The following is a 12,167-nucleotide window of genomic DNA, read 5'->3' as shown; positions in this document are numbered from 1 at the left end:
CGGGGCTTCAGAACCCGGCGCAGTCCGCCTTCGCCGACGGTCCCGACGCGGTCGCCGTCTTCGTCTGCTTGCCGTCGACGACGACCTTGCAGGTGACAGAGCCGCCGTCGGCGCCGGTGGTCGCGGCGAACTGGGCGCCCTCGAGGAACCCCGTCGCCTCGACCGTCTTCGTCCACGGCACCGCGGCGCCGAGCTCGGTGTTGACCAGGATCGTGTGGTCGCCGAAGGTGCTGTAGTCGACGTCGGCGGCCTTGGCCGCGCCGCTCACCTCGTAGACGATGGTGTGGTGCTGGGTCGCCTGGTCCTGGACGTCGCCGATCGCCTTCCCGATGACGACCACCCACAGGACGCTCACCACCAGGCCGAGCACCGACACGACCACGCCGGCGATCGCGAGCCCCCGGTTGGTGGCCTTCCCGGCCCGCGCTCTGGCCACGCCGACCGCGGACAGGACCAGGCCGAGCACCACGAGGGGCCAGGCGGCCACGCCGACGAACGGGATCGGCGAGAGCACCAGTCCCAGCAGGCCGAGGACGAACCCCGCCGTGCCGAGGCCGTTGCGCGGGGGCGCCTGCCGGGACTGGGGCGCCGGATACTGCTGAAGCGGGATCTGGTCGGTCATCGGGGTGTCCTTTCGCCTCTGCTTGACGACGAGCAGGAAACCAGCGGCGCGGCCGGCCCCGCGTCGTCCGGAGGCCTCGCCCCGGGTACGACGAAAGTCGTCACCCGCGGCCGGGTGAACCAGCGGAACGGCTGACGGACGCGCGGCGGCGGCCTCGTACTCTTGCCCCATGGAACGGTCCGTGCTGCGCGTGGTGAGCACCGTGTTCGCGGTCATCGCGTGCGTGGTCGTCGGCTTCGGCTACATGGCGCTGGACATCAGCCTGCCGGACTCCGACGAGCTGCGGCCGTCGGTGGGGGCGATCCTCGGCTGGCTCCTGGGGGTCGGCGCGACGGTCCTGCTCGTCTGGCGCCACCGCTGGCCGCTGGTCGTCACCGGCGTCGCGATCGTGCCCCCGCTGCTGCTGCGGGCGGACGCCCTGCCCGCGCTGATCGCCCTCGCCGCGCTCACGACCCGGTTCACCGGCTGGCGGCGGTGGGGCGCGACGGCGCTCGTCTTCGCCGCGACCGTCATGGCGGTGTGGCGCGACGTCGACCGCCCCGCCGACATGTCGCTGGCCGGGATGTGGGTTTCGGCCGCGCCGGCGGGTGCCAAGCTGGCGGGCATCCTGATCACCGCGGCGGTGTTCACCGCCGTCCCGCTGACCTTGGGGCTCGTGCGCCACAACATCGCCGAGACGCGCCGCCGGATCGTCGAGAACGACGTGATGCGCGACCAGGTGGCGCGGCGCGAGGAGCAGGCCCGGATCGCCCGCGAGATGCACGACGTCCTCGGGCACCGGCTGTCGCTGCTGTCCCTGCAGGCGGGCGCGCTCGAGGTCACCTCCGGGACGTCACCCGGCACGGCGGAGGCGGCCAAGACCGTGCGGACGACCGCCCGGCAGTCGCTCGACGACCTGCGGCACGTGATCGGCGCGCTGCGCGGCGCCGGCTTCGGCGACCGGCCGGCCGGCGGGCCCGCCGAGCCGCCCCAGCCGACCCTGGCCGCCATCCCCGACCTGGTCGACGGCGCCCGCAAGGCCGGGCTCACCGTCAACGTGACGATCCTGCTCGACCAGGCGTCGGCGGCCCCGGCGCCGCTCGGCACGGCCGCCTACCGGATCCTGCAGGAAGCGCTCACCAACGTGCTCCGGCACGCGCCGGGCGCGCCCGCCGAGGTCGCCGTCCGCGGCGGGCCGGGCACGGGCCTGCTGCTGGAGGTCGCCAACCCCCTGCCGCCGCACCCGGTGCCCTCACCCGGTTCGGGCACCGGCCTGACCGGGGTCAACGAGCGGGTCTCCCTGCTCGGCGGCACCCTCTCGGCGGGCCCGGTCGACGACCGGACGTTCGTCCTGCAGGCCTGGCTGCCCTGGGCGGCGCCCGCGCCCTAGCATGGGCGGGTGAGCGTGCGCGTACTGCTCGTCGACGACGACCCGCTGGTCCGCACCGGGCTGTCCATGATCCTCGGCAGCACCCCCGACCTGGCGGTGGTCGGCGAAGCGGGCGACGGCGACGAGGCGGTCGAGCAGGTCGCCCGGCACGCGCCGGACGTGGTGATCATGGACATCCGGATGCGCCGTATGAACGGCCTCGCGGCGACGGCGGCGGTGCTGGCCCAGCCGCGGCCGCCGAAGGTCCTGATCCTCACGACGTTCGACCTCGACGAGTACGTGTTCGAGGCCCTGGCGGCGGGCGCGAGCGGGTTCCTCCTCAAGGAGGGGTCACCGCAGGAGATCATCGAGGGCGTCCGGGTGGTGGCCGGCGGCGACGCGATGCTGTCCCCGCGCACGACGAAGCAGCTGATCGGCCAGTTCGTGGCGTCCCGCGCCAACCCGCGCCGCACGCGGGCGCTGGGCAAGCTGGAGCTGCTGAGCGACCGCGAACGCCAGATCGTCACGGCGGTCGCCCAGGGCAAGCCGAACGCCGACATCGCGGCGGAGCTGTTCCTCAGCGAGGCGACGGTGAAGACGCACATCACGCGGACGTTCGCGAAGCTCGACGTCAGCAACCGGGTCCAGTTGACGATCTTCGCCTACGAGGCCGGGCTCGTCTCGCCGTGAGGTGGTTTCGGCGTGGGGTTGCCGTCCTGGTGCCGGTCGTCATCGTGGTGGCACTGCAGCTGGGGTGGCTGAGCTGGCTGGTGGCGGACGGCGGTCCCGTGCGACGGACGGTCGAGGCGTTGAGCTGGGTCGCGGCGCTCGCAGGGGTCGTCTTCTGGGTGGTGGACTCGCGGAGGCAGCGCACGGTGCCTGCTGAAGCCGAGCGCAGCGTCCACGTGGGCCGCGCGCTCAATCTTGTCGGTGACCGCTTGCCGAAGGTCGCCGACGTGCCTCTGCTGGCGTTGCGGGTCAAGCGGGCCGTGGACACGTTCCGCAGCGAAGACCTCCCCCGGTACGTCGCGCGTGATCGCGACGAGGACTTGGAGTGGGCGATCGCGAGCGGCGGTCTGGTCCTGCTGCACGGCCGGGCGGCGGCGGGCAAGAGCCGGGCGGCCGCGGAAGCGTTGCGCCGCCTGCGTCCGGATCACGACCTGCTGGTGCCGGTCGACGGGCCGGCGTTGCGGAAGATCGTCGAGTCCTCGGAGCCGCTCACCGACACGGTGGTGTGGCTCGACGACCTGGAGCGTTTCCTGGTCCCGGGCGGCCTCGATGTGGGGCTGCTGCAGCGAATGGGCCCATCGGCGTGCGTGGTGGCCACGATCCGCGACAACGAGCTGGCCGCCCATCGAACCCTGGACGGCGCGATCAACCAGGCGGCGGCCGACGTGATCGCGTCGATCCCGCCGAGCCATCTGGTGATGATCAAGCAGCATTTGACACCGGCGGAGTCGGCCCGGGCGGCCGAGGCCCACGACCCGCGCATCGGCCGGGCGTTGACGGCTTCCGAGGGGTTCGCGGAGTATTTGGCGGCGGGGACGCCGATGATGCAGCGCTGGTCCGTGGGCGACAGCCCGCTGTTCTACGTCGGGCAGGCATTGATCAGCGCGGCGGTCGACTGCCGGCGGGCGGGGTATCCGGATTCCCTGCCCCGGGAGGTGCTGGCCGAGCTGTACCGCGGTTATCTGTCGGTCCCGTGGCGGGAGCGGGGTGACCTTCCCTCGGTGGAGGAAGGTCTGGAGTGGGCGGCACGGCCGGTGCTGGGGGCGAGTTCGTGTCTGCAGCCGCGGGCGAACGGGACGTTCCTGGCTTCGGACTACCTGCTCGACCGGGCCCAGGAAGGCGACAGCCCACTCGGCGACGCACCGGTTCTTGATCGCGTTTGGGATGCGTTGCTCTCACTCACTTCGGACCGGAATTTGGTCGCGATCGGCTCGGCCGCCTACCGAGCCAAGCGGTTCGAGGTGGCGGAACGGTTCCTCCGGCGCGCCGGAAACGACGCGCTGACCCTGAGAGCCATCACCATGGTCGAGATGGGACGCCTCGCCGAGGTCAAGGAGATGTTTCGAGAAGCTGCACAAGCCGGTGACCGCGAAACCTTGCTCCCGATCGCCGTGGCGCTTGCACTCAGCGGAAACTTCGAGGACATCCTCGTTGCTGCGCGTCGGGCGATCGAGAAATCTCGACTGATGACATTCCAGACACTCGCCCCGACTCTGGCCACCCGACCGGCAGACCTCTATGCCCTGGCGATCTTCGCCATCGACCAAGGTGATGTAGACATGATCATCGCGGCCGCAACAGCGGTCGAGAGAAAGCTCAACGTCGAGCAACTGGGTAGCATCGCTCATCACACGGTCGAGAGCGACCGCCCTTCCGTTGTCACGGCGGTGCTCATCGTCTTGAAGCCGGACTCCATGCTAATCGCCGCGCTTCTCAAGCACGCTGCGCGCAGCAGCAAGGAAGAGAGTCTGGCGGCTATAGCCCGCTGGCTGGAAAGTTCCGACCGGTTCCGAGAGCTCGCCGACTTCGGCGTGGCCGCAGTCAACACCGAGAACCTCGATGCTCTCCGCACCTTCGCCACCTACCTCATCGGCACGAACAGACCTGAGGCTGTCCACGAGCTGCTCCGGTACGCCACCAAAACAGGTCACACCCGAGCATCCGAGTTGCTGAAGACCTTCAAGCAGTAACTCACTTCGCTCCCGCCGGCGCCGTACTCACCGCCGACTCCCCGAACCGAATCCCCTTAGCCTCCTTCCCGATCGCCGTCAAAACGGCCACCGCCACCAACCCCGGCGCCACCGTCCACACGAGAGCCGACGTGTACCCGTGCGACTCCGCGATCGCCTGCTGGATCGGCAGGTTCAACGCAGCCAGCAAGTTCCCCAGCTGATATGTCACCCCAGGGTAGAACCCGCGGATCGCATCAGGAGACATCTCCGTCAGATGGGCCGGGATCACACCCCACGCGCCCTGGACCATGATCTGCATCAGGAACGAGCCCAGCGCCAGCATGCCCGCGCCGTGGTCGATTGCGAAGATCGGGATCACCGGGAGGCCCAGCACCGCCGCCAGCACGATCGTGCGGCGGCGGCCGAAACGCTCCGACAGCGTGCCGAACGTCAGGCCGCCGATGATCGCGCCGACGTTGTACAGCACCGCTATCCACGTGCTCGTCGATGCACTGAGGCCCGCGCCGCCGTTGTCGTGGGCCTTCAGGAAGCTCGGGTAGACGTCCTGCGTGCCGTGGCTCATCCAGTTGAACGCCGTCATCAGCAGGATCAGGTAACCGAACCGGCGGATCACCTTCCCGTTCAGCAGCACGTCCTTCACCGACGTGCGCGTCACGCGCAGCTTCTCGCGCGTGGTCTCCCAGACCTCCGACTCGCGCACGCGCGCGCGGATCAGCAGGCTGATCAGCGCCGGGAAGATGCTCAGCACGAAGATCCAGCGCCATTCGAGGTTCAGCGCCGAGTGGAACAGCAGGTAGGCGAGCGCGGCCAGCAGGTACCCGATCGAATACCCGACCTGCAGCAGGCCCGAGAAGAACCCGCGCCGCGCGACCGGGATCTTCTCCATCGCCAGCGCCGCGCCCAGCCCCCACTCACCACCCATGCCGATGCCGTAGACGAACCGCAGCACCAGCAGCACGGTGAAGTTCGGCGCGAACGCGCACAGCAGGCCGGCCACCGAGTACAGCAGGACGTCGGCCATCAGCGGGATCCGCCGGCCCACCCGGTCGGCCCACAGACCGAACAGGAGCGCGCCCACCGGGCGCATCACCAGGGTGGCCGTCGTGATGAACGCCAGCTGCGTCGCCGTCGCGCCGAACGACTTGTCCTTGGCGATGTCGGCCAGGACGAACACCACGAGGAAGTAGTCGAACGAGTCCATGCTCCAACCGAGCAGCGCCGCGAGGAACGCGTTGCGCTGATCCGATGTAAGCGCTTTCTTGGCCGGTTCCGCCGCCGCCTGCCGATCCGTCACGTTTGCCCCGTCCCGTCGGTTCCTCACCGGAAGACTTCAGGCACGGTGTAGCACTCACCACCCCGCGCGGGCAAGAGCCCTCAGAGCGTGACGCGGGTGCGGACCCGGCGCCCGACGTCGCGCGCCCAGGCCTTGATCCGGTCCCAGTCGCGGAAGTCGCCCGCGCGCCGCCCCGACGCCATCAGGCGCGGGACCAGCCCGCGCACGGTCGCCGGGTCGAGCTTGCCGCCGAACGTCGCGGTGCGCTCGGCGTCGATGCGCGCGGCCAGCAGCGCCACGTTCGCCGGGAGGCTGACCTGGTGGGTCGCCGCGCCCGGGCCGCACGGTCCGCTGTGGAACAGCCACACCGGCCGTTCGGCGAGCTCCCGCGCGTTGCGCTCCAGCAGCCGGACGGCTTCCGGGCGCCACCGGTGGTAGTACAGGGCGCTGCCGACGATGACCGCGGCGTAGTGGTCCACGGTGGCCACGTCGGCGGCGTCGCGCACGTCCACGGTCAGGCCGGTTTCGCCGAGCTCGGCGGCGATCACCTCGGCGATCTGCCGGGTTCCGCCGTGGCGCCCGGCGTAGGCGACGAGGACTGCCTGCATGGGTCCATTGTCGGCCTTTCCGCGCCGGGCTGCGCCGTGGGCCGGTCACGATCCGCCGAACGGGCGCTCCCATGCTGCTCTGCGTGCGTGTACGTCACCCAGCGGATCCCTCCGGGGGCAGGAACGCCGGCCGGGCCGCGGGGTCGGGCTCGTCGTAGTAGCGGTGGAACACCGCGGTCTGGCCACTGGACAGCGGTGGCACGATCCAGCTCCAGTCGGCCGGGCACCCGCGCCCGGCCCGCTCCTCGCGCTCCAGGTGGGACAGGAACCGCCGCGACTCGGTGTGGTGGTCGGCCATCGTGACGCCGGCGGCGTCGAAGGAGTGCTGCACCGCCAGGGTCAGCTCGACGAGCGCCCGGTCGCGCCACAGCGTGCGCTCCGAGCCGGTCTCCAGGCCCATCAGCTCGGCGATGACCGGCAGCAGGTCGTACCGCTGCTCGTCGGCCAGGTTGCGGGCGCCGATCTCGGTGCCGAGGTACCAGCCGTTGAACGGCGCGGCGGGGTAGGTGACACCGCCGATGTCCAGCGGCATGTCGCTGATCGCGGGCACGGCGTGCCAGCGCAGGCCCAGCCCGGCGAACCAGCGGTGGTCGGGGTGGGTCAGCGGCACCTCGAGCACCGCGTCGGCGGGGAGCGTGAACAGCCGCGGCTCGCCGGGGACCGCTTCGACCAGCAACGGGAGGACGTCGAAGGAGCCTCTTCGCTCCGGTGGCCGCCAGCCAAGTCTTCGCACGCGCTCGGTGAACTCGGTGTAGCGCGGGTCGCCGAGGACCGAACCGTCTTCGAGGCGGTACCCGGCGTAACGGATCAGCTGCTCGTTGTGGATGCGCGGGCCCGGCACGGCCGGGGTGTCCGGCGCGAAGACGGTGATGGTCGGGCGGATCCGGCCGCTGCGGGTGGCCTGGCGGAGGTGCGCGACGCATTCGCCGGCGATCGCGGCGGGGTCGGTGACCCGGCGCCGGTCGCGGATCCGCAGGCTGTTCCAGTACAGCCGGCCGATGCACCGGGCCGAGTTGCGCCACGCGACGCGCGCGCCGTACGCCAGCTCGGCCGGGGTGTGGCGGTAGGTGCCGGTTTCGGCGATTTCCGCACGGACCTCCGTCAGCCGCGTTTCGAAGCGGGCTCCCTCTTCGGCGGCGCCTTCGGCGAACATCCGGTCGAGGAATTCCTCCGCTTCCGCGGAATTGACGGACTGCTCCCCCGAGACACGCTGGGGGCACAGCGACAGCGGGACCGTCACCCGCTCGGGTGTAACCGTCACCGCACTCCCCCACTCTCCGGAATCGTGATCTGCATCCCGACGGAAAGGTTCACCGTTCCTCCGATGGTCACCGACAACGCCGACGGCCGGAAGTCGCTGCACAGCAGCACCTCCGGCCAGGCCGCGGAGGATACTCCCCGTTCCGCCGAACGCAATCCACCGGACGTGAACAGCTTCCGGACGATCACGGAACTCCGTCTTCAGCAGCGGAAACATCGCGAAAATAACTGCTACCAAGCGTTATCCGGACATATCTCTGCGCATTTTCCGTCAATCGATCACGCGCTCGGCGCAAACGCACGTGATCCTTTCCCGCGGGAATGCTTTCGTCTGTTCGTGGGTTTTCGCCGGACGGCCTTTCACCGGAGCGGCCACCCGTGTATCAGCGCGCGCGAGCGCGACGTTAGAGTCGCTGGGTGAGCCGGATTCCCGTGGTCCTCGTCGCCGGGTTCCTCGGCGCGGGCAAGACGACGCTGCTCAACCACCTGCTCGCGAACCGCGAAGGCGCGCGGGTCGGCGTGGTGGTCAACGACTTCGGCAGCGTGAACGTCGACGCGCTCGCGGTCGCCGGGCAGGTCGACACCATGGTTTCGCTCGGCAACGGGTGCCTGTGCTGCGCCGTCGACGCCAGCGGGCTGGACGCGATGCTGGGCCGGTTGTCGTCGGCCGAGGCGGGCATCGACGTGATCGTGGTCGAGGCCAGCGGCATCGCCGAGCCCCGCGACCTGATCCGGCTGATGATCGCGAGCGAGAACCCGGACATCCGCTACGGCGGGCTGGCCGAGGTGGTCGACGCGGCCGAGTTCGAGACCGCACGCGAGCGTCACCCCGAGCTGGCCGACCACCTGCGGCTGGCCGACGTCGTGGTGCTGAACAAGGCCGACCGGGTGGGCGCCGAGGCGCTGGCGAAGCTGACGGCGACGGTCGAGGAGCTCGCGCCGGGCCGCCCGGTGCTGGTCACCGACCACGGCCGCGTCGACCCGCGGCTGTTCTTCGACCCCGAGCCCCGCGGCGACCGCATCGGCCAGCTGTCGTTCGACGACCTGCGCGAGGACGACGACCACGACCACTCGCAGCACCTGCACGCGGCTTATCAGTCGGTCACGTTCACCGCGGAGACGCCGCTGGCGCCGCGGGCGTTCGTCGAGTTCCTCGAGCGCCGCCCGGCCGGGTTGTACCGGATGAAGGGCCAGGCCGACTTCGGCCCGACCGGGCCTCGCGCGCGCTTCCACCTGCACACCGTCGGCGGGTTCGTGCAGCTCGAGCGTTCGGCGTGGCCGCCGCGAGCCCCGCGGCGCACGGAGCTGGTCCTGATCGGCGCGGGGATCGACACGGACGCGGTGCTGGCCGAGCTGGGTAGATGCCTGGCGCCGGACCCGGAAGTGGTGGACGAACGCGGCTTGCTGCACATCCTCCGCTACCTGCCCGAAGAGGCCTGACGGCGCCGCGGCGACCGCCGCCACGCCGAAGATCGGGAAATGCTCCTTCCCCTCACCACCTCGACGGAGACTGGCCGCCATGACGACCACCGAGGTGAGCGCACCACGCTGGTACCTGGTCGGCGTGCTGCCCGAAGACGTTCCGCTGGCCCACCTGATGACCCGCTCCGGCGACCTCCGCTACCGGCGCTCGGCCTGCGGTGAGCGGGAGTCGCGCAGCTGGAAGCCGGTCGACCTGACCGCTTCCGAGCTCGCGCCGTGCCCCGCGTGTGTCGCCACCCTCGGTGGCACGACCGCCGAGGACGATCTCGGGCAGCTAGCGCTCAACCTCGAGCTTTAACACCTTCTCGTAACACACCGCCTCCGGATCGGCTTCGTACGGCGGGAAGTTCGACACGCGCCGGTAGCCCGCGCGCTCGTAGAGGCGCATCACCTCGGGCTGGCGCACCGCCGTCTCCAGGCGGATGCGGCGGGCGCCGTGGCGGCGGGCCAGCCGCTCCGACTCCGCCACCAGCGCGCCCGACAGGTCGGTGCCGCGCGCGTCCGGTGCGACGAACATCCGCTTCAGCTCGTACAGGCCCGGCTCGACCGGTTCGACCGCGCAGCAGCCGATCGCCCGCTCGCCGTCGCGGGCCAGCAGGTACCGGCTCTCGGGGTCCAGCGGCCGCGGCCGGGCGTCCGGGGGCAGGTTGTGGACGACCACCAGCTCGGCTGTCATCGCGGTCATCAGCGCCAGCAGCAACCCGTCGTCGGCCGGGCATTCGGCGACCGTGGGCACGTCAGGCCTTCTTCGCCCGGCTCGGCGCGACCCGCGGCGGCTCGTTCGGCATCTTCGGGTACACCGGCGGCCACGGCGCGTCCATCAGCCCGTTCGCCAGGTCCGCTTCGGACATCTCCAGCAGCGGCGCGATCGACTGCGGCCGCTCCCCCGCCCCGGCCCACGGATCGCCCCGCCCGGCGACGCGGGCCGGCACCGTGCTCAGCGTGAAGGCGCCGGGCTCGACGGTGTCCAGCTCGTCCCACCCGATCGGCGTCGACACCTGGCCGCCGATCCGCGGCCGCACGCACCACGCGCCGAACACCGTCTTGTGCGGCGCGTTCTGGTTGAAGTCGACGAACACCCGCGAGCCGCGTTCTTCCTTCCACCACTGCGCCGTGATCTTCGAGGGATGCCGCCGTTCCAAGGCCCGCGCCAACGCGACGGCCGCAGCCCGCACCTGAAAGCCGTCCCAGCGCGGCTCGAGCATCACGTAAAGGTGCAACCCACGCGAACCGGACGTCTTCAGATGGCCCTCGATGCCGAGCTCGGCCAGGAACTCCCGGGTCAGCACCGCGGCCTCGCGCAGCTCGTCGAACCCGATCCCCGGTGACGGGTCGAGGTCGACACGCAGCTCGTCGGTGACCTCGGGGGTGTCCGCGAGGTACGGCCAGACGTGGAACCCGAGACAGCCCAAGTTCACCGCCCACAGGATGTGCGCGAGGTCCTTCGCGACGAGCGCGTCACTCGTCGTGCCGTTCGGTGTCGAGACCACCGTGGTGCTCAGCCACGACGGCGCGCCTTTCGGGACGCGCTTCTGGAACCAGTTCTTGCCGCCGGCGCCGTCCGGGTAGCGCTCCAGCAGCAGCGGGCGCCCGCCGAGGCGCGCCAGCAGCGGCCCGGCGACCGCGCGGTAGTACTCGACGAGGTCGAGCTTCGTCTCGCCGCGCTCGGGGAAGTAGACCTTGCCGGGACTGCTGATCTTGACCTCGACACCGTCGACGTCGAGCAGCACGGCTTCGCTCATCTCGCCTCCCCGAACAGCTTGGCCAGCTCGGCCGGCGGCGCCTCGTCGAGCTGGGCGTACGTGCAGGACTCCGGCGTGCGGTCGGGCCGGAACCGCACCAGCCGCCCGCCGTGCCGGAACCGGCCGCCCTGCAGGTGCTCGTAGCGGACCTCCGCCACCCATTCGGGGCGCACGGGCTCCCACGAGAGGTCCTTCTGCGGCGCCCACCGGCTGTTCGCGCCCGGCTGACGGCCAGGCGTCGGCTCGTACTCGGCCCACGACCGCCACGGGTGGTTCTCGAGCGCGTTCTCCCGCAGCGGCGCCAGCTCGTCGACCAGCTCGGCCCGCCGCGCCTTGGTGAAGCTGCTCGCGACGCCGACGTGGTGGAGCACGCCTTCGTCGTCGAACAGGCCCAGCAGCAGCGAGCCGACGCCCACACCGTCCTTGTGCCAGCGGAACCCGGTGACGACGCAGTCGGCCGTGCGCTCGTGCTTGATCTTCAGCATGACGCGCTTGTCCTGCTCGTACGGCAGGTCGGCGGGCTTGGCCATGACCCCGTCGAAGCCCGCGCCCTCGAACCGGGTGAACCAGTCCTCGGCCTGCGCCGGATCCTCGCTCAGCGGGGTCAAGTGGACGCGCTGCAGCCCTTCGGCGTCGGTGGTCAGCACGCTCTCCAGCTGCCGGCGCCGTTCGCGGAAGGGCTCGTTCGTCAGGTCGGTGTCGCCGAGCGCGAGCAGGTCGAAGGCGACGAAGCTGGCCGGCGTCTCCTCGGCGAGCTTGCGCACGCGTGACGCGGCCGGGTGCAGCCGCAGCTGCAGCACCTCGAAGTCGAGGCCCGCCGGGGTGACGAGGACGATCTCGCCGTCGACCACACAGCGCGGCGGCAGCACGGCGGCGAGCAGCTCCACCAGCTCCGGGAAGTAGCGGGTGAGCGGCCGGTCGTTGCGGGAGCCGAGCTCGATCTCGTCGCCGTCGCGGAACACGATGCAGCGGAAGCCGTCCCACTTGGGCTCGTAGAGCAGCCCCGGGTCACGGGGCACCTCGTGCACGGCTTTCGCGAGCATCGGCCGCACGGGCGGCATCACGGGCAGGTCCACGCGGCGATCCTAATTGACCCCACCGACATTTCCGGGCGTGATACACACTCTTCC

Annotated in this window: 13 protein-coding genes; 6 read left to right on the top strand and 7 right to left on the bottom strand. The window is 70.9% G+C overall.

Annotated features, from left to right (window positions below; translation table 11 throughout):
* Positions 1-7: 7 nt before the first annotated feature.
* A complete protein-coding gene (locus tag ACZ63E_RS29780) occupies positions 8-622 on the bottom strand; it encodes an MmpS family transport accessory protein (protein WP_465339421.1) in 615 nt (204 codons plus the stop codon).
* Positions 623-791: 169 nt separating this feature from the next.
* Between ACZ63E_RS29780 and ACZ63E_RS29775 the strand changes: the two genes are divergently transcribed.
* From ACZ63E_RS29775 to ACZ63E_RS29765, 3 genes are read left to right on the top strand one after another with little or no spacing between them, the layout of a single operon-like run.
* Positions 792-1,991, top strand: a complete 1,200-nt coding sequence (locus tag ACZ63E_RS29775) for a sensor histidine kinase (RefSeq protein WP_465339420.1) — start codon at positions 792-794, stop codon at positions 1,989-1,991.
* Between the two features lie 9 nt (positions 1,992-2,000).
* Positions 2,001-2,660, top strand: coding sequence for a response regulator transcription factor (locus ACZ63E_RS29770; RefSeq protein WP_465312189.1), 660 nt, complete (start codon positions 2,001-2,003; stop codon positions 2,658-2,660).
* Positions 2,661-2,689: 29 nt separating this feature from the next.
* The gene (locus tag ACZ63E_RS29765) at positions 2,690-4,669 is read left to right on the top strand and encodes a tetratricopeptide repeat protein (RefSeq protein ID WP_465339419.1); all 1,980 of its coding nucleotides are present in this window, start codon (positions 2,690-2,692) and stop codon (positions 4,667-4,669) included.
* 1 nt (position 4,670) lies between these two features.
* Here ACZ63E_RS29765 and ACZ63E_RS29760 read toward each other — a convergent pair whose 3' ends face one another.
* The 3 genes from ACZ63E_RS29760 to ACZ63E_RS29750 form a co-directional block, all read right to left on the bottom strand.
* Positions 4,671-5,966 carry an MFS transporter gene (locus tag ACZ63E_RS29760; RefSeq protein WP_465339418.1) on the bottom strand — a complete coding sequence of 432 codons (1,296 nt, stop codon included), beginning with the start codon at positions 5,964-5,966 and terminating at the stop codon, positions 4,671-4,673.
* 80 nt (positions 5,967-6,046) lie between these two features.
* Complete coding sequence (locus ACZ63E_RS29755) at positions 6,047-6,553, bottom strand: flavodoxin domain-containing protein (protein WP_465312192.1); 507 nt, start codon at positions 6,551-6,553, stop codon at positions 6,047-6,049.
* 94 nt (positions 6,554-6,647) lie between these two features.
* Entirely contained in the window at positions 6,648-7,793 is a 1,146-nt protein-coding gene (locus ACZ63E_RS29750; protein ID WP_465312354.1) for a nitric oxide synthase oxygenase, read from the bottom strand.
* An 84-nt stretch (positions 7,794-7,877) separates the two neighbouring features.
* Between ACZ63E_RS29750 and ACZ63E_RS29745 the strand changes: the two genes are divergently transcribed.
* The 3 genes from ACZ63E_RS29745 (at position 7,878) to ACZ63E_RS29735 (ending at position 9,593) form a co-directional block, all read left to right on the top strand.
* Positions 7,878-8,234 carry a hypothetical protein gene (locus ACZ63E_RS29745; protein WP_465339417.1) on the top strand — a complete coding sequence of 119 codons (357 nt, stop codon included), beginning with the start codon at positions 7,878-7,880 and terminating at the stop codon, positions 8,232-8,234.
* Positions 8,231-9,253: a CobW family GTP-binding protein gene (locus ACZ63E_RS29740; protein ID WP_465339416.1), complete on the top strand. Its 1,023-nt coding sequence runs from the start codon at positions 8,231-8,233 to the stop codon at positions 9,251-9,253. The genes ACZ63E_RS29745 and ACZ63E_RS29740 overlap by 4 nt, the downstream gene beginning before the upstream one ends.
* A 79-nt stretch (positions 9,254-9,332) precedes the next feature.
* Positions 9,333-9,593, top strand: coding sequence for a hypothetical protein (locus ACZ63E_RS29735; RefSeq protein WP_465339415.1), 261 nt, complete (start codon positions 9,333-9,335; stop codon positions 9,591-9,593).
* Here ACZ63E_RS29735 and ACZ63E_RS29730 read toward each other — a convergent pair.
* Genes ACZ63E_RS29730 through ACZ63E_RS29720 form a run of 3 tightly spaced genes read right to left on the bottom strand, consistent with a single transcriptional unit; the run spans position 9,570 to position 12,113 of the window.
* Positions 9,570-10,031 (bottom strand): GNAT family N-acetyltransferase, encoded by a 462-nt coding sequence (locus ACZ63E_RS29730; protein ID WP_465339414.1) that lies wholly within the window; start codon positions 10,029-10,031, stop codon positions 9,570-9,572. The two genes, ACZ63E_RS29735 and ACZ63E_RS29730, sit on opposite strands and share 24 nt — an antisense overlap.
* Position 10,032: 1 nt before the next feature.
* A complete protein-coding gene (gene ligD, locus ACZ63E_RS29725) occupies positions 10,033-11,037 on the bottom strand; it encodes a non-homologous end-joining DNA ligase (protein ID WP_465339413.1) in 1,005 nt (334 codons plus the stop codon).
* A complete protein-coding gene (locus ACZ63E_RS29720) occupies positions 11,034-12,113 on the bottom strand; it encodes an ATP-dependent DNA ligase (RefSeq protein ID WP_465339412.1) in 1,080 nt (359 codons plus the stop codon). The genes ligD and ACZ63E_RS29720 overlap by 4 nt, the downstream gene beginning before the upstream one ends.
* Positions 12,114-12,167 lie beyond the last annotated feature (54 nt).

The sequence above is a fragment of the Amycolatopsis sp. NPDC104819 genome, from assembly GCF_055583145.1.
The sequence above is the reverse complement of the archived record's forward strand: the minus strand, read 5'-3'. Positions and strand labels throughout refer to the sequence as shown.